The sequence below is a fragment of the Flavobacterium davisii genome (assembly GCF_019565505.1).
In the GTDB taxonomy this organism is placed as follows: Bacteria; Bacteroidota; Bacteroidia; order Flavobacteriales; family Flavobacteriaceae; genus Flavobacterium; species Flavobacterium davisii.
Window position 1 is genome coordinate 2,523,786 of sequence record NZ_CP067378.1, and the last position, 21,404, is coordinate 2,545,189.

19 protein-coding genes and 2 pseudogenes are annotated in these 21,404 nt (G+C 31.5%); 15 read left to right on the forward strand and 6 right to left on the reverse strand.

Annotated elements, in window-relative coordinates; translation table 11 throughout:
* Positions 1-12: 12 nt before the first annotated feature.
* The 5 genes and pseudogenes from JJC05_RS12030 to JJC05_RS12050 form a co-directional block, all read right to left on the reverse strand.
* Positions 13-1,769, reverse strand: a pseudogene (locus tag JJC05_RS12030) (aromatic amino acid hydroxylase).
* 71 nt (positions 1,770-1,840) lie between these two features.
* Entirely contained in the window at positions 1,841-2,224 is a 384-nt protein-coding gene (locus JJC05_RS12035; protein ID WP_127823776.1) for a group III truncated hemoglobin, read from the reverse strand.
* Positions 2,225-2,523: 299 nt separating this feature from the next.
* Positions 2,524-3,051, reverse strand: coding sequence for a DUF4136 domain-containing protein (locus JJC05_RS12040; RefSeq protein ID WP_105196118.1), 528 nt, complete (start codon positions 3,049-3,051; stop codon positions 2,524-2,526).
* A 67-nt stretch (positions 3,052-3,118) separates the two neighbouring features.
* Positions 3,119-5,104 carry a urocanate hydratase gene (hutU, locus tag JJC05_RS12045; RefSeq protein WP_105196119.1) on the reverse strand — a complete coding sequence of 662 codons (1,986 nt, stop codon included), beginning with the start codon at positions 5,102-5,104 and terminating at the stop codon, positions 3,119-3,121.
* Between the two features lie 95 nt (positions 5,105-5,199).
* Positions 5,200-5,376: a C1orf53 family protein gene (locus JJC05_RS12050; RefSeq protein WP_235877458.1), complete on the reverse strand. Its 177-nt coding sequence runs from the start codon at positions 5,374-5,376 to the stop codon at positions 5,200-5,202.
* Positions 5,377-5,403: 27 nt separating this feature from the next.
* On the opposite strand from JJC05_RS12050, the gene JJC05_RS12055 reads away from it, so the two are divergent.
* Positions 5,404-5,730, forward strand: coding sequence for a hypothetical protein (locus tag JJC05_RS12055; RefSeq protein ID WP_105196120.1), 327 nt, complete (start codon positions 5,404-5,406; stop codon positions 5,728-5,730).
* Here JJC05_RS12055 and JJC05_RS12060 read toward each other — a convergent pair.
* Positions 5,727-10,148 carry a RemA C-terminal-like gliding motility protein gene (locus JJC05_RS12060; RefSeq protein ID WP_235877460.1) on the reverse strand — a complete coding sequence of 1,474 codons (4,422 nt, stop codon included), beginning with the start codon at positions 10,146-10,148 and terminating at the stop codon, positions 5,727-5,729. The two genes, JJC05_RS12055 and JJC05_RS12060, sit on opposite strands and share 4 nt — an antisense overlap.
* A 319-nt stretch (positions 10,149-10,467) precedes the next feature.
* On the opposite strand from JJC05_RS12060, the gene JJC05_RS12065 reads away from it, so the two are divergent.
* The 14 genes and pseudogenes from JJC05_RS12065 (at position 10,468) to JJC05_RS12120 (ending at position 21,396) form a co-directional block, all read left to right on the forward strand.
* A complete protein-coding gene (locus JJC05_RS12065) occupies positions 10,468-11,391 on the forward strand; it encodes a 1-aminocyclopropane-1-carboxylate deaminase/D-cysteine desulfhydrase (RefSeq protein ID WP_105196122.1) in 924 nt (307 codons plus the stop codon).
* A 164-nt stretch (positions 11,392-11,555) separates the two neighbouring features.
* Entirely contained in the window at positions 11,556-12,497 is a 942-nt protein-coding gene (locus JJC05_RS12070) for a glucosaminidase domain-containing protein (protein WP_105196123.1), read from the forward strand.
* Positions 12,498-12,648: 151 nt separating this feature from the next.
* On the forward strand, positions 12,649-13,935 hold the full coding sequence (gene hemL, locus JJC05_RS12075; protein WP_105196124.1) for a glutamate-1-semialdehyde 2,1-aminomutase: 1,287 nt from the start codon (positions 12,649-12,651) through the stop codon (positions 13,933-13,935).
* 149 nt (positions 13,936-14,084) lie between these two features.
* A complete protein-coding gene (locus tag JJC05_RS12080) occupies positions 14,085-14,567 on the forward strand; it encodes a c-type cytochrome (RefSeq protein ID WP_105196125.1) in 483 nt (160 codons plus the stop codon).
* Positions 14,568-14,575: 8 nt separating this feature from the next.
* Positions 14,576-16,548: pseudogene (gene nosZ, locus JJC05_RS12085) on the forward strand (Sec-dependent nitrous-oxide reductase).
* 92 nt (positions 16,549-16,640) lie between these two features.
* Positions 16,641-17,093, forward strand: a complete 453-nt coding sequence (locus JJC05_RS12090) for a hypothetical protein (protein WP_258928836.1) — start codon at positions 16,641-16,643, stop codon at positions 17,091-17,093.
* Positions 17,072-17,224, forward strand: a complete 153-nt coding sequence (locus JJC05_RS17460) for a hypothetical protein (protein WP_258928838.1) — start codon at positions 17,072-17,074, stop codon at positions 17,222-17,224. Before JJC05_RS12090 ends, JJC05_RS17460 begins: the two co-directional genes overlap by 22 nt.
* 97 nt (positions 17,225-17,321) lie before the next feature.
* A complete protein-coding gene (locus JJC05_RS12095) occupies positions 17,322-17,639 on the forward strand; it encodes a nitrous oxide reductase accessory protein NosL (RefSeq protein ID WP_235877461.1) in 318 nt (105 codons plus the stop codon).
* Entirely contained in the window at positions 17,609-18,850 is a 1,242-nt protein-coding gene (locus JJC05_RS12100; RefSeq protein WP_258928841.1) for a nitrous oxide reductase family maturation protein NosD, read from the forward strand. Before JJC05_RS12095 ends, JJC05_RS12100 begins: the two co-directional genes overlap by 31 nt.
* Entirely contained in the window at positions 18,847-19,578 is a 732-nt protein-coding gene (locus JJC05_RS12105; protein ID WP_105196129.1) for an ABC transporter ATP-binding protein, read from the forward strand. Before JJC05_RS12100 ends, JJC05_RS12105 begins: the two co-directional genes overlap by 4 nt.
* Positions 19,579-19,582: 4 nt before the next feature.
* Positions 19,583-20,125: an ABC transporter permease gene (locus JJC05_RS12110; RefSeq protein WP_258928843.1), complete on the forward strand. Its 543-nt coding sequence runs from the start codon at positions 19,583-19,585 to the stop codon at positions 20,123-20,125.
* Positions 20,126-20,133: 8 nt separating this feature from the next.
* Entirely contained in the window at positions 20,134-20,349 is a 216-nt protein-coding gene (locus tag JJC05_RS17465) for a hypothetical protein (protein WP_258928845.1), read from the forward strand.
* 29 nt (positions 20,350-20,378) lie between these two features.
* A complete protein-coding gene (locus tag JJC05_RS12115; protein ID WP_374226303.1) occupies positions 20,379-20,822 on the forward strand; it encodes a CopD family protein in 444 nt (147 codons plus the stop codon).
* A 208-nt stretch (positions 20,823-21,030) separates the two neighbouring features.
* Positions 21,031-21,396, forward strand: coding sequence for a hypothetical protein (locus JJC05_RS12120; protein ID WP_240668991.1), 366 nt, complete (start codon positions 21,031-21,033; stop codon positions 21,394-21,396).
* Positions 21,397-21,404 lie beyond the last annotated feature (8 nt).

Sequence of the window (21,404 nt, forward strand, 5' to 3'; positions counted from 1 at the left end):
ACAAAAGTTACATTAGATAGAAACTTTTTCAAAAATTAAATCTAAACCATTTTGTATTAATTTTTTCACCTCAGGTTTGCGGATTTTAACGGTTTCTAAATGATTTAATACTTTGTTGACTAAATCATTATGATTTTTTTATGAGCTATTTCTATAATTTCTACAGCTAGTAGCCAATCATTAGGATGATTACTTGTTAAAATACCAAAAGTCTCTTTTAGTGTTGTGCTGGTATTCTTTTCTTCTCTTATATTTCGTATATTTTGGTATAACTGTTCTAGTTCTTTACGCTCGGATGATTTTTGCTGCTTGATAGTTTTGGTCGAAGGAACATGATTAATCATATCAAAACTATTTACATCAGCGGGTCCAGAAAAGGCAGAAATAATATCTTTTCCGACTGCCATATCATAAATACCCCATTCAGGTTTAAATAAGATTTGATTATTGTGTGTAACAGTACAGTTTTTGAATTTAATGAGTAATATCTTTCCTTGTATATTACGTGTTCCAGTAATAATTTCGCCTGTAACTTTTATATTTCCTTCAAATTCTAAGGTAACTCGTTCTCCTTCATAAATGGCATAAGCATTTAGATCCCTAGGACTCATGTCTTCAATGGCAAGATTAATTCCTTTTAATTTTCCTATTGGAGAGCCAAAACCTTCTGCGTGGTATTCTGTTCCGTGTCCTACCAATTCTTTTTCGCGATAAGATAAGGCTGTTTTTCCTGTTGATTGGATATAAACAGGTTTGCCTTCGTTTTCTATTACATTTGTAAATATGCTTGAGATTTGTAATCCAGTACTTAACTCGATGGTTCCTAAAGCTTTCGAGTTTATTAATTTTTGTATACCAGATAAGCCTCCTGTACGCAATGCCATTTTGTTGGCAAATTCTTCTAAGATTAAACTTAAGTGAGCGAAATCAGGTGTTACATACAGCTGAGGTTGAGGTTGTGTAATATCAAAACTTTGGTTTGCAGCGGTTAAATCATAGGCGATTTTTTTTACGTTATCAGTCATACACCATTCACTTTCGCCTATTGAAGAAAGTAATCCAGCTCCATATATTTTGGGTTTTTCAACTGTTCCTATTAAGCCATATTCAACTGTCCACCAATGTAGATTTCTGATTTGTGCCATTTCAGAAGGTTCTCCCATGTTGTTTTGAAGAAAGAAAACGTGTTCTTCTGCTTTTTTTATATCTTCTTCTGGTGTGTTTTCGGCTTCTTTTAGAATGGAAAGTAAGCGGATGGCTTCATATAGTTCATAATCTCTTGCAGAAGAAATGGCCTTACAGCCAATTTCTCCGAAACGTCTTAAGTATTCAGCATATTCTGGGTTGGCAATAATAGGTGCGTGTCCAGCTCCTTCATGTATAATATCAGGGGCTGGTGTGTATTCTATATGTTCTAATTGGCGGATATCGCATGCGATAACTAATACGTTATAAGCTTGAAATTCCATAAAAGCACTAGGCGGAATAAAACCATCTACAGCTACTGCTGCCCATCCAATTTTTTTTAAAATACGGTTCATCCCATACATGTTAGGAATATTGTCTGTATCAATACCTGTTAGTTGAAGACCGTCTAGATAAGAATCATGAGCAACTTTTGAAAGATAATCTACATTTTTACGCATTACATAACGCCAAACAGCTTGATTAATAGGCGTATAATCCTCATAATTTTGTGGGATTATGAATTGCTTTAAGTGCTGAGGTAATCGGTCGATTAAGGGATTGCTTTCAAAATGAGTTTCCATATCTTAATTAGTTGTTTTAAGCAAAAATAAGCCTTTTTATAACGAATTTAAAATTAAAAATAATGATGGTACTATAATAGGGGTTGATGATTGTTTTTTTTGAAATATTCCATTTTATGTTGAAATAGTTCGGCCATTTTATCAGCTCTCCATTTAGCTTCGTTAGCTTTTTCTCCTGTAAATAAATTATCTACGGTGTTTTTGAATAGGAACATCCATCGGTCAAAGTGTATTTTTTCTAAGGGCATTTTAGCATGAGGAGGAAAAGGAGCTCCAGAATAGGAGTGTACCTCTAGTAAGACTGTTTCCCAAAAATTATACATTTTGTTTAGGTGAGGTGTCCAATCTTTTATAGCACCATTAAAAATAGGTCCAATAAGAGTGTCTATTTTTACGTTGTCGTAAAAACTATTGACTAGTAATTCTATATCAGTTCTATTTTGGATGTCTTTCATTTCTTTAAGAATGGACTGACAAAGATATACTGTAAATAAGAATAAAAATATGATAAATGTTAGTTTTTGAAAATAAGAGGCTATCTAAAAAAAATATTTAATCTGTTGTGCTTTTTTAGTAAAGCTCAAAAGTATAAGAGGTATTTTATGACAATGGAGTAAAATTGAGACTACCTGACGAGTAGTAAAGTAACACTTTGTTTATTGTTTCGACGATAGGAGAAGTCACCTTTTAATATGATGTGATTTCTCCCAATAGTAGAAATGAACAAGATGCGCCTTTTTCGGGGAGCCTCTGTTTAATTTTTTATTTGTGGAGGGTATTTTTCGAGTATTTTAGAAACAAATTCTTTAATGCGTGCATCTTTTTTGTTAACATCTTCTGTTAAATATCCTGAACCTTTTCCTTGCCAAATTAATTCTTTGGTTTTAGCGTCTATTACGTCAATTATTAAGGTACCTTCTATGGATGTAACAGGCATTGAATAGCTAAAGCCTCCCCACCAAGGGTTGTTCCATCCCATGTTCCATCCCCAATTGTTATAATAGTCTACTCGTTCTTTTTCCTTGGTGAAAAAACTGATTAGTATATCTGCATTTTCGGATTTAGAAAATCCTTTTTCTGTTAGAGTTTCGTCTAAGGCGTAAAGGATTCTTTTTTTATCTAAATCAGATATTTCGGCTTTGTCAATTCCGCTTTTCAGATAGGCAAAAGTTTTATATTGATCAAAACGTGCTCTCTTGTCATAATCAGTATTTACATACACTGAACTGCATGCTGTAAGCATGAGCAAGCTAAATAGTGTTAGTAGTCTTATCGTTTTCATAGTATTGAAAATTTAAAAGGGTTCTATAAAGTTATAACAAAAAAATAGACCAAAGCAAATGGTAATTTTAGAGTAATGTTTCGTCAACTAAATTGGGTAACGTGACCTTTAGTAAAGGTTCTTGTTCCATAGCTCGTTTAATTGCAAAAATAGCCCCTTCATTTCGTGCCCAACTTCTTCGTGAAATACCGTTGTTTACATCCCAGAAAAGCATTGATTTTAATCGTCTTTCACTGTCTGCTGAACCGTCTAATAGCATACCAAAACCGCCATTTATTACTTCTCCCCAGCCTACGCCACCACCATTGTGTATAGAAACCCAAGTAGCACCGCGAAAACTGTCTCCTATAACGTTATGAATTGCCATATCAGAGGTAAAACGAGAGCCATCGTATATATTGGAAGTTTCACGATATGGTGAATCGGTACCAGAAACATCGTGGTGATCACGTCCCAAAACTATCGGTCCAATTTCTCCTTTATTAATAGCATTGTTAAACGCTTGTGCAATTTTAGTTCGACCTTCAGCATCGGCATATAAAATACGAGCTTGGGATCCAACAACTAATTTGTTTTGTTGCGCTCCTTTAATCCATTGAATGTTATCGGCCATTTGTTGCTGAATTTCTTCTGGCGATTTTTTCATCATTTCTTCTAAAACTTGGCAAGCAATATTGTCTGTTTTTTGTAAATCTTCTGGCTTACCAGATGTACATACCCAACGGAAAGGACCAAAACCATAATCAAAACACATAGGTCCCATTATGTCTTGAACATAAGAAGGGTATCTAAATTCTCTACCTAAAGTTGGTTTTTCGGCCATGACATTGGCACCTGCTCGAGAGGCTTCTAATAGAAAAGCATTTCCATAATCAAAGAAATAAGTTCCTTTTTCTGTGTGCTTATTTATAGCTTCTGCATGGCGTCTTAGTGTTCTTTGAACTTCTGTTTTAAACTGTTCGGGGTTGTTAGCCATCATTTCATTAGCTTCTTCAAATGAAATACCGACAGGATAATAGCCTCCTGCCCAAGGATTATGTAATGATGTTTGGTCTGAACCTAAATCAATAAATAGATTTTCTTGGTGAAAACGTTCCCATACGTCTACCACATTACCTAAATAGGCTAAAGAAACTATTTCTTTTGTTTCTAATGCTTTTTTAACTCGAGCAATTAAACTGCTCATATCCTCGTGTATTTCATGAATCCAGCCTTGTTCATGACGTATTTTGGTTATTTTAGGATTTACTTCTGCACAAACGGTTATACATCCTGCAATAGTTCCTGCTTTTGGTTGTGCACCACTCATTCCTCCTAGTCCAGAAGTAACGAATAAACCTCCACTTGGATTTTTTTTGATTTTTCTAAATCCGTTTAGTACAGTAATGGTTGTTCCGTGAACAATTCCTTGAGGTCCAATGTACATATAACTTCCAGCGGTCATTTGACCATATTGAGTTACTCCTAAAGCATTGAAACGTTCCCAATCATCTGGTTTAGAGTAATTAGGGATCATCATGCCATTTGTAACGACTACTCTGGGGGCCTCTTTATGGGAAGGAAATAAACCCATAGGATGACCTGAATACATGACTAGTGTTTGTTCATCAGTCATTTCAGTTAAATATTTCATCGTGAGTCTATATTGTGCCCAGTTACTAAAAACACCTCCATTACCTCCGTATGTTATTAATTCATGTGGATGTTGTGCTACGGCATAGTCTAGATTGTTTTGAATCATGAGCATAATGGCTTTAGCTTGTAAGCTTTTGCCGGGGTAGTCCGTAATGGGTCTAGCTTTCATTTCATAATCAGGGCGTAAGCGATACATGTAAATACGACCGTATTTTTCTAATTCTTCTTTGAACTCAGGAATGAGTTCAGCATGCTGATTAGGAGGGAAATAACGAAGAGCATTTTTTAAGGCTAATTTTTTCTCTTCATCTGTTAATATTTCTTTACGCTTTGGGGCGTGATTAATTTGTGATTCATACGTTTTTGGCTGTGGTAAAACGGTAGGAATACCTTGTGTTATTTGTTCTTGAAATGTCATTTTGTTAAGCTTTAAGCTTTATGCTGTAAGCAATAAGCAATATTTATGATATGTTTTTTAAACTTTTAGAATACTACATTAGTACTAAAAATTATTCATTTTTTTATAACTCCGGTTTTTTTATCAAATCCGTAAGGGCAGTGTCTACATCCGCTTTTACAACAATAGCCTCGTTTTAAATGGTATTTTTCTGTAAAGCATTTATATCCTTGAGAAGTGTAATAGAAATCTTCTCCTTCTTTTAAATTATTTGGATTTAAATCATTGTTCATGTGCGCAAATTTATCAATTTTGTGTATATGTTTTTTATAGTATCTAAATATTTAACACCTAGAGGATTTCATGGAATTACTTTTTTTCCATTTGTTTTTATAAGGGATGAAAAGAATAAAGAAGATGTATATTTTATAAACCATGAAAGTATTCATATTCGTCAACAAAAAGAGATGTTGATTGTGTTATTTTTTGTTTGGTATGGATTAGAATATTTGTTTCGATTGTTACAATTTAGGAATCAACATAAAGCGTACTATAATATATCGTTTGAGAGAGAAGCTTATAAGAAAGAAAAAGACCTCGACTATTTAAAGAAGAGGTCCTTTTGGGCATTTTTAAAATATCTTTAGTAAATGATCTTTTTCGTTACTATTGCACCATTTTCAAGAGTTATTTTTACTAATACTACATTTTGAGTATTTTTTAGATTAAGTAAAGTATCTTTTTGATTGATGTCTTTTGATTGAAATAGAGTTTTCCCTAAAAGATCATAAATTTCAATATTTTTTAAATTAAATAACTCTGATTTAATGTGTAATTCATCTGTTCCATGAATAATTACGCTATTGTCGTATTCTACATCATGGTTGGATAATGTTTCTTTAGCATATTTAATTATAAAGCGTCCTTTAAATAGACCTTTTTCACTTGTGAATGCGTAAGGGCTTGTGGTTAAATCATGCGTAGTATTTGTTAATAAATCTTCAAGATATATTTTTTGATTGGTAGATTTAAATAAGCCATCTACTTCTGATATAGCAAATTTATAATGGCCATTTGTGGGTACTTGATATCCTATACTAAATTTATCATTTATGTCAAAAATTCCTTTTCCTTGAATGATGAAGGCATCATCATTTAGTATTGAAAAAGCTTTTAGAGGAGCTTCATAATCTGTTTTAGCATCAAAAAGAAAATCTTGTTCTGCTGTGGCACCTTCTGCATAACCAATTAAAAAAGTGCTGCTACTTGATACACTGTCAACCAAATCGATCCAAATTCGATCAGGTTGACTTTCTTTTTGGTTATTCGTTGTTCTATAGAATTGGCTGTTGTTATAAGCATTGTTTGAATCATCAAAACGCATATTGTTTTTAAAAATGATATTATTTGTTAGAGCATTACCATCTTTCATTTTTACTAAAAATCCTTGTCCAGCAGCTATTTTTCCGTTAAAACCTGTGTCAGCTCCTGTACTACTTCCTGAGCTAGATCCTAATTTGGTGTAGGTTAAATAATCACTAGAGGAATAGTTATTGGAAAAATTTTGGTAATATGGAGAAGCGTTATTTTTTGATATTGTTCCTCTATGTGTCCAAATTTGAATTCCGCCTTCTAATAATGATTGGTTTTCGGTCAAAAATTTAATAGCATCTATAGCAGAAGGATATGGATTTCCAATTAAATTTAGGTTATCATCCAAATTGGTTATGAAATTTCCAGTAGCTCCTTTATAGTCGCTTCCTGTATAAGGACCTCTTGTAATAGTTTTAGTAACGATACCGTTTGCTGGTGCTCCTGTAAAAGTAGTTGAGAATGTAGGGTTGTTATTAGCTACTCTAACAATATAACCTTTTCCTGCTTGCATATTCTCAGTTGTATTAAACCAGTTGCCAAAACCAAAACCATTAGGATTTGGGTGAGTTGTTACCCAATGATAAATTTTGTTAGTTGGAGTACTTGGAGATACACTTGTAATAGGGAAATTATTTACGGGAGAAGACCAATAAATATAATCAAATAGCTTTAATCCAGTTGCAGTCCTGTCCATAGTAAAGGTTCCTGAAATAGTATTAGAAGAGGAAGGAGTGTCATTTCTTTGAACAAAATTGGCATTGTTACGAACATTGAAAACACCTCCACTTTTTATATCCATCCAGTCTGTAATAATTAAATTATTATTGGCCTGTAATTCTAAATTTCCTGTTGATTTAACTGTTAGATTTTTTCCATATCCAGTGTATCCAGTACCGATAATTTTTGCTGTACTAGGAATAATTACGCAAGTATTAGAATCAGGAATAACAGCGGGAGCCCAGTTTTCTGCTATATCCCAACGGTTGTTTATGGTTCCTTTCCATGTACGTGTACCATTTGTAATAGAAATAGGAACAGTAGATAGGCATCCATTAGGCGTTAATGATTGTACAGATGTTGACCAAGAAGGTAATTCTATAGAAGAACCACTTGGAGCAAAATAAACGCTGCTTACATTTTGATTTGTGTAAAGAGTGTCTCCTATGTTGTCGTTGTTTGTATCAATATATATTATACCTGATGTATTGCTCCATAAATAATTAGGAATAAAAGGTTTTGTTGCATTTATATAAACATCATCAATAGCCCAACCCTCAGCCCAAGTACCTTTATATTCAAATTTGATGGATAATTTTTCAACATCAATAGGTAATGGATAACTAGCAGATGCAAAAGAATGCGCTAATCCTTGATCAGAATTATATTGTACTAATTGTGTCCAATGAGAACTATTGGTAGGATCAGGTGAAGCAAGTGTCGAATAGAAAATAGTTGCCGTATCTGTATTGTCAAAATCAGAGTAGTAATGTCTAAATGTTAAGGTAGCACTACTACACCCAACCGTCGAAACAGTACTTTTGGTTGTCATTCTGCTAGTCATTCTAAGTTCAGAATAATCAGAGGTGGTTAAGGCAAATCTATCGTCAGCATTTCCTGAACTAATAGCAGGTTTAAAGACAGTAGTATTGATAGGTACTGATGGACTTTCATATAATTTCCAAGTAGCATTAGAAAAGGATTTACTAAGTGTTTGCGTTACAAGAAAATTAGTGTCTGAAATATCAGCTTCAGAAAATGTTTCGGTTAATAAATTAATTTTAGTTTCTCCAACAGATGCTGTAATTTTTACTTGGGAATTTTCGCCACAAATGCTAGGAGCTGAAGCATTTAAATTAATGTCTGTTGTTGATTTTATTTCAGCATTTACATAAGTATTATAAAAACTTTGGCAGCTTCCATTGTAGCCCTTAACATTATATATTTTACTTGTGTTTAAAAAAGGAGTTGTCCAAGTAGTAGTAGCTTGTCCAGAAACAATTATGCTAGGACTAGTTCCTGCAAGAACATTAGTTACTGAATCATACCATCTAAATTCAGTAATATTGCTTGTTCCGTATGCTTGTAAGGTAATAGTTCCTGGTCCGCAATTACTTCCTGATGTAGCAGCACTAATTTTAGCAACACAGTAAGGTAATATTGTTATAGTATAATCTTCTGTTTCTCCATCGTCATAATTTCCACAAGGATCTACAAAATTAGATGAAAAAGTTTTAATTCTAAGAATATAAGTCCCAGCTGGTATCGTACTAGGGATCTTAAAACCAAGTGTATTTTTTAGTTCTGTTTTCGTACCACCAGTAGTATAAACTAATTCATTAGTATCAAAAATACCATTTTTGACATCCCAATCAATCCAAATTCTTATATGTTGGCTATATGGTTTATCTGGTAGGGTAGCCAATAGGTTTACACCACCTCCTTGTACTTGTGTAAATAGGTTGATATGTTTGTAATTACCGTAACCATTTGTAGAGTAACCAGTATTGTTATTAGCGTATGTTGTTACAGTACCTACAGATTCTAAGCTATTTATGTATCGAGTATTATTATTAGAAGAAGGGATACAGTATGTAAAATTAGTAGTTACGTTTGCCGATAAAGGATTTAGCGTATTGTATTTAGGACCTCCGGAACAATTAGTATTGTTATAAGAATAAATATAATAATAATAGGTTGTATTAGGTGTCAATCCGCTATCGTTAAAAGAGGTATTAGAATTAGTATTTACTATTGTATAATTTGAGCCTAATTGAGTAGATCCTATTGTGTATACAGTTCCATTTGCTACATCAGGTTTAATGTTTGTGCTAGAACGTATAACCAAATAACTATTAGGGGAAGGACTTGCTGCTGTGAAATTTCCAATTACTGTTGTGCTGTCTGGTGCTAGAACTAAATTAGAAGGTTGTGTTGTAGGGGTAGAACAGGGTGTTAAAGAAATAGGAGTCCAAGTAAAAGTCAAACCATTAGATGGAGTACTTGAGTTATTTGTTGTACAAGTGTTGGTGTTTACGGTTCCTTTTGTGGTTGTTAAAGCCCAATTAGAATGAGTTGTTTTACTTCGATTATTAAAGTCCGTATTGGTAGCACCTCTTAATCCAACTTCAACATTTATGTTGTCAGTTGAGCTTAGACCAACTGGCGAACAAAATCCATAGATAATTGAAACAACGTTAGTGGTTTCATATAATTTTATTTGAAAATCAAAAGTTCCATTTTTAGTATATCTTTTAGCATCATCCCATTGAATAGTAAAAATTCTATTAGGAGCAGTTCCTGTTGTAGAATAGGTTATTGCTTTTGCTCCTGAATCGGCCATATCGGTTCCAATCGCACTGATAGCGCCGCTATAAGCAGTTGATGATGATATAGGATTGTATAAAGATTCAGTAGGATTTGTTTTACCAAAAGTAATAAAACCATTACTGCTAATACTACAAGTAGTGTAGCTTAAATTATTAAAGCTAAAAGAAAAACCTATAGGGATGTTTGTAGCTACATTTTCATCCCATCCTGAATTTATTGCAACTGTACCTGATATCGAATTATAAGTTCCATTACTTTCCGAAAAAGTATAAGATGATACCTGAGCTTTAATTCCATTTATAAACAGAATTAAAAATAATGTAAGAAAAAAATATCTTTTCTTTGCAGAGTAAAATTCTTTCATAAATATTTGTTTTTTTGGAGATATTTACGTATATTATACGTCGTTCAGGAAGTAAAATTATAGGTTGTTGTAATAAAATCCAATTTATTTAAATACAAAATGGCTTTTGTCGATTTTTTTCTACAAACGATTTTCTTTTTTGTTTAATTTTTTTTCTACTTCTTCCTTTGAAAAGCTTTATGAATACTAGTCTTTGTTTAAATATTTGATTTTGAGATAGTTTTTTTAATAAGACATTTTTTTTATATAAAATTTCTTACACTTTTTTTAAATCAAATAGTCTAATTGCTTAATTTTTAAAAATATATACCTTTACCAAGTGAAAAGTTCAATTCAAAAAATAGATATTTCGTTACCCGAAAAAATCACGCTTTTTATTAAGCGTGAGGATCAAATTCATCCCTTTATCTCAGGAAATAAATACCGAAAACTTAAGTATAATTTACATTATTTAGAAAATAATCATTATGATACATTAGTAACATTTGGAGGTGCTTTTTCTAATCATATTGCGGCTACTGCTTTTGCTTGTCAAGAAAAAGGGATAAATTGTGTAGGAGTAATTAGAGGAGAAGAGCTTTGGAAGGAAGTAGATCATAATCCTACCTTACGGTTTGCTCAAAAATGCGGAATGAAATTTGAGTTTGTTACAAGAGAACAATATAGAGATAAAGAAAGTATAGAATTGAAAACTAAGATACAGTCTAAATATGGTAGTTGTTATTGGCTGCCAGAAGGAGGGACTAATAAATTGGCAGTTCAAGGATGTTGTGAAATTCTTACTAAATCAGATGAAGTTTATGATTATATCGGCACAGCAGTAGGAACCGGAGGTACTATTTCTGGAATAATCAATAGTGCTTTATCTCATCAGAAAATATTAGGTTTTCCTGCTTTAAAAAATAGTTTTTTAAAAGAGGAAGTTCAGTCATGGGTACAAAATAGAAAGCAATGGGATATGATAAACGACTATCATTTTGGAGGATATGGAAAAGTGACAGAGGAATTGATTCATTTTATCAATGATTTTTACATTCAAACAGCTATACCTCTAGATCCGATTTATACAGGAAAAATGATGTTTGGTATAATAGATATGATTCATAAAGGTTATTTTAAGTCAGGAACAAAAATTTTGACAATTCATACAGGAGGCTTACAAGGTATAGAAGGAATGAATCAATTACTAGCAAAAAAAAATAAAACATTGATTCATTATGCAAATAGTTTAAAAAATGAATAATTTTGAGTTTTACTTTTATAAGGAAAATAGATTATCTAAAAAATGAGTGTATAAAAGTATTGGCTTATATGTTTTAAGTATCAATGAGTTTTTTTTAAAGAAAAATAAATTTTAAAAGAGTTCGTTTGAATTATATAGCTAAAAGTATTAAATAAAGTTGCTTCATGAAAAAAATATTATATCCCCTTTTAATGGTCTTTTTAGTTAGTTGTGGAACTTCTAAACCGAAGATTCAAACTACTAAAAAAGTAGTACATACTTCTCCACAAAATAAAGGTAATCAGTTAGGAAAAGAAATAGTAAAAGATCAAAATTCTGCTAAATCTGAGGAATTGGTAGCAACATCAAAAGTGAAAGTTACCCCTGAGATCGTCAATAGTTATGTTATGCAATTTAAAGATGTAGCTATGAATAATATGAAACAACATAAAGTGCCAGCCAGTATTACCTTAGCACAAGGTATCTTAGAGTCAGGTGCAGGAACAGGTACTCTTTGTCGTACCGCTAATAATCATTTTGGAATTAAATGTCATAAGGAATGGGCAGGCGAATATGTACGTTATGATGATGATGCTGAGCAGGAATGTTTTAGGAAATATGATGATCCAACTCATTCCTATCGTGACCATTCATTATTCTTAACTTCTCGTTCTTGGTATGCCCCTTTATTTAAGCTGGATCCCTATGATTATAAAGGATGGGCGTATGGATTAAAAAAATCAGGATATGCAACTGATCCTAAATATCCAGAAAAACTCATATCTATTATAGAACGTTATAAACTTCATGAATATGATTCTAAGGTGTTAGGTTTTGTTTTTATTCCTTCACCTAAAACAGACATTATAGAAAAAGAAACAAAAACAGTAGTTAAAGCACCTACATCAAAAGAATTAATATCTGAAGTAAAGGATACAGTAAAAGTTTTAACAAAATCCGATCCAATAATAGAAATGCCTATTAAAGGAACTACGCATACCGTAATGCAAGGAGAAACCTTATATGCTATTTCTAGAAAATACAGTACAACAGTAGAACAAATTCGGCAAAAAAACAATCTAATAGATAATGCAATTGCTGTTGGACAAACATTAATAATCTTTTAAGAGTCCTTTTTAGGACTATTTTTTAAACGTAGTTTCCCGTTGTATGACGTGTATGACATTATGAGTATTAATTAATTTAAACTTGATCTAATCATTACATAATTACAGAACGTCCTTTTCGTCGGGGCTAGATATAAACATTAGGAACAAAATGATTTATCAAAGAAGCAGTCAGTTATTTCAGGAAGCGGCAGAGGTTATTCCAGGAGGAGTTAATTCACCTGTACGCGCTTTTAAGTATGTAGGGGGAACCCCTATTTTTGTAAAAGAGGCCAAAGGGGCTTATTTATATGACGAAGATGGTAATCGTTTAATCGATTATATCAACTCTTGGGGGCCTATGATTTTGGGACATGCTTATGAACCCGTAGTAAAAGCCGTAATAGAAAAAGCCCAAAAAGGTACTTCTTTTGGAATGCCTACCGAATTAGAAACGCAAATAGCAAAACGAGCCGTTTCTATGGTACCTAATATTGATAAAATTCGATTTGTTAATTCTGGGACAGAGGCTTGTATGAGTGCCATTCGTTTAGCAAGAGGTTTTACAAATCGTGACAAAATAATTAAATTTGCGGGTTGTTATCATGGGCATTCCGATTCGTTTTTAATTCAGGCAGGCAGTGGAGCTATTACTTTTGGTTCACCTAATAGCCCGGGAGTAACGCAAGGAACAGCTAAAGATACTTTATTAGCAAATTATAATGATATTGATAATGTAAAAACTTTATTAGAAGCCAATAAGGATCAAGTAGCTGCTATTATTATAGAACCAGTTGCAGGAAATATGGGATGTGTTCCTCCTAAAGAAGGTTTTTTACAAGCATTAAGAGAAGCTTGTGACCTTCATGGTACTTTATTAATTTTTGATGAAGTAATGACAGGATTTCGTTTAGCAAAAGGGGGAGCACAAGAATTATTTAATATCAAAGCTGATATTGTTTGTTTTGGTAAAGTAATAGGCGGTGGACTACCAGTAGGTGCTTTTGCAGCAAGAAACGAGATTATGAATTATTTAGCACCGCTAGGTCCTGTTTATCAAGCAGGTACGCTATCCGGAAACCCTTTAGCTATGGCAGCTGGATTAGCTATGTTAGAAGCATTAAATGAAGATCCTGAAATATTTAATCGTTTAGATCAAAAAACAGCTTATTTAGAAAAAGGAATTCGAGAGGTGTTAACTAAAAATAATATCCCTTATACAATTAACCGTGTAGGATCTATGATTTCAGTTCATTTTGATGAGGCTGAGGTAGTTGATTTTGAAACCTCTAAAAAGGGAGATAATCAGTATTTTAAAGATTTCTTTCATGGATTAGTACAAGAAGGCATTTACATTGCCCCATCAGCCTATGAAACATGGTTTATAACAGATGCTTTAACATATCAAGATTTAGATTTTACAATTCAAGCCATTGATAAAGTTTCAAAAAAATTATAAAAAATAGTTTTATATACTAAAAAAGCGCGGTGATATCATCGCGCTTTTTTAGTATACAAAGATTCAATTATCTTTTTTATGATCAGAGTCATAAGAGATAAGATATCTTCGTAAGAAATTTGTATAATAATTATAAATAATGAAAAATTATGAAACGAATTTCATTAATCATGTTAGGTTTAACAATACTATTTTCATGTGGTAAGAAAGAAGGGAAAGTAGACGATTTTTCAAAACCAACAGAAAAACAAGTAGTTAAAGAAGGATCCGATTCAGATGCCTCATCATACGATCCTAATAGAGGAGAAGGAAAATTTGATAAGATTGAATTAGGAGCATTGGATCTTAAAAAAGCAACCGAAGGAGAAAAAGTTTCTGCGGTTAAATGTATTTCTTGTCATAAAATTACAGATGAAAAATTAGTAGGACCCGGTTGGAAAGGCGTAACAGAAAGGAGAAAACCAGAATGGATCATGAATTTTATAACCAATCCAGATCCGATGATTGATAAAGATCCTGAACTTCAGGCACAGTTAGAAATTTGTTTAGTAAGAATGCCTAATCAAGGGCTGACAGATGATGACGCTAGAAATATTTTAGAATATATGCGTAAAAATGATGGCGTTAAATAAAGCGAATTATGGATGCGAATATTTCAAAACTAGGATTATTCATTTTAGTAGCAGGAAGCATTTTTTCTTGTAAACCTAAAAGTTCAGTTGACGCTGTAAGTGGCGATGCTGCTCAAAAATCCTATGTGGCACCCGGTAAATACGATGAATTTTACAACTTTGTTTCAGGAGGATTTAGTGGACAGTTAAGCGTTTATGGATTACCAAGTGGACGATTGTTTAGAGTCATCCCCGTATTTTCAGTAGATCCTGAAAAAGGATGGGGATATAGTGAAGAAACCAAACCGATGTTAAACACTTCTAATGGATTCGTTCCTTGGGACGATTTGCATCATACCGAATTATCACAAACAAACGGTGAAGTTGATGGACGTTGGGTTTTTGGTAACGCTAATAATACACCCCGTATTGCCCGTATTGATTTAAAAACCTTTAAAACAACAGAAATAATTGAATTACCAAATTCAGGAGGAAATCACTCGTCTCCCTTTATTACCGAAAACACAGAATATGTAGTAGCAGGAACACGATTTAGTGTGCCAGCAGATTATGCAAATGGTGATGTTGAGATTAATACTTTTAAGAGAAATTTTAAAGGACATATAAGTTTTGTTAAAGTAGGTAAGGAAGGCGAAATGGATCTGGCTTTTCAAATTGTAACACCAGTGTAAATTTTGACCTATCTCATGCTGGTAAAGGTAAATCTCATGGTTGGTTTTTCTTTTCTTGTTACAATACAGAACAAGCTAATACACTATTAGAAGTTAATGCTTCGCAAAAAGATAAAGACTTCATAATGGCAGTAAATTGGAAAAAAGCAGAAGAATATCTAAAGGCAGGAAAAGCCAAGAAACAAAGTGTAAAATATGCTCATAATAAATGGCATGAAAAGACACATTCAGCTACTTCAGTGATTAAAAATGAAGTTATGGTTTTAGATGCAACAGAACTAAAAGATATTTGTTACATGATTCCTTGTCCTAAATCGCCTCATGGTTGTGATGTTGATCCTTCTGGAGAGTATATTGTCGGTTCAGGAAAATTAGCTGCATTAGTACCTGTATTTAGTTTTGATAAAATAATAAATGCTATCAATAATAAAAATTTTGAAGGAAATTTTGAAGGAATAAATGTACTGAAGTACCAAGCCGCTCTACACGGAGAAGTACAAAAACCAGGATTAGGTCCTTTGCATACAGAGTTTGATGGTAGAGAAAATGCTTATACCACATTTTTCGTATCATCAGAAGTAGTAAAATGGGACTTGAAAACATTAAAAATATTAGATAGAGTGCCTACCTATTACTCTGTCGGTCATTTGTGTATTCCTGGAGGAGATAGTAAAAAACCGTTTGGTAAATATTTAATAGCCTATAATAAAATTACAAAAGATAGATACCTCCCAACAGGTCCTGAATTAGCTCAATCTGCTCAAATTTTTGATATTAGTGGAGATAAAATGCAAATGATTCTAGATTTTCCTACAATAGGAGAACCGCATTATGCCCAAGCAGCACCAGCAGATTTAATTAGGAATAATGGACAATTGAAGTTCTATAAAATGGCAGATAATAATCATCCTTTTGTTACAAAAGGAGAAAAAGAAGCTAAAGTTGTAAAAAAAGGAAATGTCGTTCATGTGTATATGACTTCTATCAGATCGCATTTTGCTCCCGATAATATTGAAGGAATAAAACTAGGAGATGAGGTTTATTTTCATGTTACAAACTTAGAACAAGATTGGGATGTCCCACATGGTTTTGCAATAAAAGGAGTTGATAATGGAGAATTACTTATTATGCCCGGTGAAACGACTACTTTAAAGTGGATTCCTAAAAAAGTAGGAATTTACCCAATGTATTGTACTGATTTTTGTAGTGCTTTACATCAAGAAATGCAAGGTTATGTTAGAGTATCTCCTGCAAATAGTAAAGTACCTGTAACTTATAGTTTAGGAACCAATTTACCTAATACAAAATAATAAAACATACAAGACTGTCTAAGTTTATAGAATTTAACAATTAAAGTCTATTCCTTTAGACAGTTTGTATTATTACCTTAATATTTTTTAGAATGAAAAATCAAAAATTATCATTCGTATCAAAAGTACTCCTAATAACGGTATCAGGACTCTTTATCTTATCCGTTTTCTTTCCATTATGGCAAATACAATTGGATGCACCTCAATATCCAGAAGGATTAGTATTAAGATTATATACTCATAAAATAGGGGGAGATGTAGATATAATAAACGGTTTAAATCACTATATAGGAATGGCAACCCTTCATACAGAAAACTTTTTTGAATTTTCTATCCTTACTTATATTATGCTAGGTTTTGGACTTTTTACATTGCTATTACCATTTTTAAATAAAATAAAATACGTACAATCCTTTTTAGCCCTTTATTTTTTATTCGTTATTGTATCAGCAATAGATTTTTATCGTTGGAATTATGAATATGGGCATAATTTAGATCCTAATGCAGCAATAAAAGTACCGGAATGGTTTATCAACCACCATTGATAGGATATAAACAACTGTTAAATTTTGGAGCCTATTCTATTCCAGATGCAGGAGGCTGGATGTTAATAACGATTGGATTTTTACTGTTATTGATTATTATTAAAGAAAAATATGCCCATGTTAAGATATAAGATTTTATTGTGTTTGAATTTTGTTTTCTTTCTTTCATGTGGTTCTGATAAACCAAAACCCATAAAGTTAAATGTAGATTCATGCGAATTTTGTAAAATGATTATTTCAAGTCCTCAGTTTTCCAATGAAATAATTACAAATAAAGGAAGATGCTATAAATTTGATGATCTATCTTGCTTGTTTCAATATTTAAATGAAACAGATATAAAAATAAAAAAAATCTATGTGTCAGATTATTCAAATAATAATATGATATCTGCCGAGACTGCCTTTTTTATAAAACATGAAGATTTTAAAAGCCCTATGAATGGTAATATAGCCTGTTTCTCAAATTTAAAGAAAAGCAAAAAATATCAAGAAAAATGCCATACAGTTATATTAAATTGGAACGAATTAGCTCAACTATACAGATGAAAATATGTGTGGTTTTAGCTCTGATTTGTTTGCAAAATTCTTTAGCAAAAACAATTATAGTCAATCATTCCATTAAAAAAGCGATAGAAAAAAGTATTGATAATGATACCATTATAGTTCCTAAAAAACTATATCGAGAAGGAAATATCCTTATCACAAAAAGAATTGTTTTGATAGGGAAAGACTTCCCTGTAATTGACGGAGAAAATAAATTTGAAATATTTTCAATTAATGCTAATAATGTAGTTATAAAAGGATTTAAGATCATTAATTCTGGCTTTGCAGCACTCAAAGATCCTTGCGGAATCAGAGTATATGATCAAGAAAATGTTACAATAGAAAATAACATTTTAGATAATAATTTTTTTGGTATTTATATTCAAAATGGAAAAAATTGCCAAATTAAAAATAATAAAATAAAAGCTTACGGAAAAGAAGAACAACTTATAGGAAATGGTATTCATTGTTGGAAAAGTGAAAATTTAAGAATTATAGGTAATACAATACAAGGTCATAGAGATGGTATCTATTTTGAATTTGTAACAAATTCTGTTATTTGGAGGAATATTTCAAACAACAACATTCGTTATGGATTGCACTTTATGTTTTCTAATGATGATGCTTATATAACAAATATTTTTAAAAATAATGGAGCAGGAGTAGCCGTAATGTTTACTAAAAACGTCAAAATGATTAATAATTATTTTGAAGAAAATTGGGGTGATTCCGCTTACGGATTATTGTTAAAAGAAATATCAGATAGTTATATATATAATAATAAGTTTGTTAGTAATACTTCTGGTATTTATATGGAAGGAACTTCTCGAATTCTAGTAGAAAAAAATCAATTTAGAGATAATGGCTGGGGAATGAAAATTCAAGCCAGTTGTATGGATAATATGATAACCAATAATAATTTTATTAAAAACACCTTCGATGTCAGTACCAATGGAAGTTTAATACTAAACACGTTCGATAAAAATTATTGGGATCAATATGAAGGATATGATATTAATAAAGATGGTTTAGGAGACATACCCTATCATCCATTAAGCTTATTTGCTGTTTTAACAGAAAATACACCATCAGTAATGCTCTTGTATAGAAGTTTTATGATTACTCTTTTAGATAAGTCAGAAAAAGTTATACCAACTATTACACCTGATAATTTCGTTGATAAAAAACCTTTAATAAAATCTTTGCCCTTATGATTGTAATTCGTAATTGTAATAAAAAATTTGGAAAATTAGAAGTATTAAAAGACATATCTGTAACATTAGAAAGAAGAAATTGTGTAGCACTCATAGGACCTAATGGTTGTGGAAAAACAACTTTAATTAAATCAATATTAGGAATGGTTATACCTGATTCAGGAACTATTCTTGTAAATAATAAATCCATACAAAAAGATTTTTTATATCGAAATAAGATAGGTTATATGCCACAAATAGGGAAATATCCAGAAGGATTAACCATATCTGAAGTTATAAAAATGATAAAACAACTAAGAAATTCAAAAGAAAAATTAGATGAAGAATTACTTCATTCTTTTAAACTTCAAACAATATTTGATAAACCAATGAACACATTGTCAGGTGGAACTACACAAAAAGTAAGTGCTGTTTTAGCCTTTTTATTTAATCCTGATATTCTAATTTTAGACGAACCAACAGCAGGTTTAGATCCTTTAGCATCTGAAATACTAAAAGAAAAAATCATGAAAGAAAAAGAAAAGGGAAAATTGATTATCATAACTTCCCATATATTAAGCGAGTTAGATGATTTAATTACACACATCATTTTTATGCAAGAAGGAAAAATACAATTTCATAATAGCATGAATGAATTAAAAAATCAGACAAAGGAAGAAAAAATGAGCAAAGCTATTGCAAAAATTCTAAAACAAAATCAAGACAACAAAAAGTTCGTTATACATTAGAAAGATGAATTCACTACTAAAAATCATCATAAAAGATATTTACAAGAATAAAATTGTCTTAATTTATACCCTTATCCTATCTATTTTAAGTTGGAGTTCCTTTTTCTTAGAAGATAATTCATCAAAAGGGATTTTAACTATTTTAAATGTCATTTTATTTACAGTTCCTCTTGTATCCATTTTGTTTGCAACGATATATTTATACAATAGTACAGAATTTATAGAACTATTATTAAGTCAACCCATTAAACGAGAAAAAATTTGGTATCATCTATACTTAGGAATATCATTTTCATTAGTCATCGCCTTTTTTATAGGAGCAGGAATCCCTTTGTTAATAAATTCATTTGATAGGGTAGGAATGATGATGTTAGTTGTAGGAACCTTACTAACCATAATTTTTGTTTCCCTCGCTTTTTTAAGTACAATCCTTACTCGAGATAAAACAAAAGGGATAGGACTAGCAATCATGATATGGTTATATTTTTCAGTTCTATTTGACGGATTGGTTCTTTTTTATTATTCCAATTTTCAGAATATCCAATAGAAAATGCTATGGTTGGAATTACAGCATTTAGCCCAATAGATTTAGCTCGAATTCAAATTTTATTGCATTTAGATGTTTCCGCCATGATGGGCTATACAGGAGCTATTTTTAAAGATTTTTTTGGAACGACATGGGGGCTAATAATTTCATTTTTACTCCTTGGTTTTTGGGCTTTGATCCCTTTTGTTATTTCATTAAAAAAATTTAAAAGCAAAGACTTATAATAATCTCTCTAACTTTAAATTAAATAATTATGATACATCATTTTTTACTAATAATTCATTTGTTAGCCGCTAGTATTTGGGTAGGAGGGCATTTAATCTTATCTATTAGATATTTACCAAAAGCATTAAAAAATAGAAATATTGAAATTATTAAAAATTTTGAAAAACAGTATGAACCCATAGGGCTTCCCGCTTTATTAATTCTAGTAGGAACAGGAGTGTTAATGGCTTATCAATATAATGTGAATTTTACAAGTTGCTTTTCTTTTGAATCTAATATCGAAAAAGTAATATCAATGAAATTATTATTACTCGTATTAACTCTAATTCTAGCTATTCATGCACGATTATTTATTATTCCGAAGTTAGTTCCTGAAAAAATTATTTTAATGGCAGTTCATATCATATTAGTAACACTAATAGGCATTGCCATGCTAATTTTAGGAAGTTTTATAAGATGGGGCGGTTTTTAATTGTAATTTTTCTGTAGCCAATTTCTTAAAGTTCACAATCTAAAAAGAATATTCGTAAAATGATAAATATCATAAGAATTTAATGAAGATTAAATGACATTTGTTGTGTTCCCTTTCTAAATAATTTTTTTAAATTAAAATCTTTATATAAGTAAAAAGCAAAAATTTAGTAATGCCCGTGTAAATTGTATACATTTGTACTTTAATAATGAAAGGATTATATATCATATTAGCTTTTTCGATACTGTTGCGTCCTATAATGCCAGTTATTGACTATGTCGTAAATTACGATTACATAGCTAAAGTGTTATGTGTAAATAAAGATAAACCCGTATTAAAATGTAATGGAAAATGTCACTTAATGAAAGAGTTAGCAAAAGCCTCTGAAAGTGAAAAACCAACACCTGACAAAAAAAATGTTCTTTCAGAACAATATGAACTTTTATTTTGTCAAACCATTTTCCAGTTTGAGTTTATAAAACCTACTTATATACTAATCCATCAATTCAATAGTTATATAAATTTATATAAACTTCTGACCAAACACTTTATCCTTAAACCTCCCATCTTTTAGGTAATTTT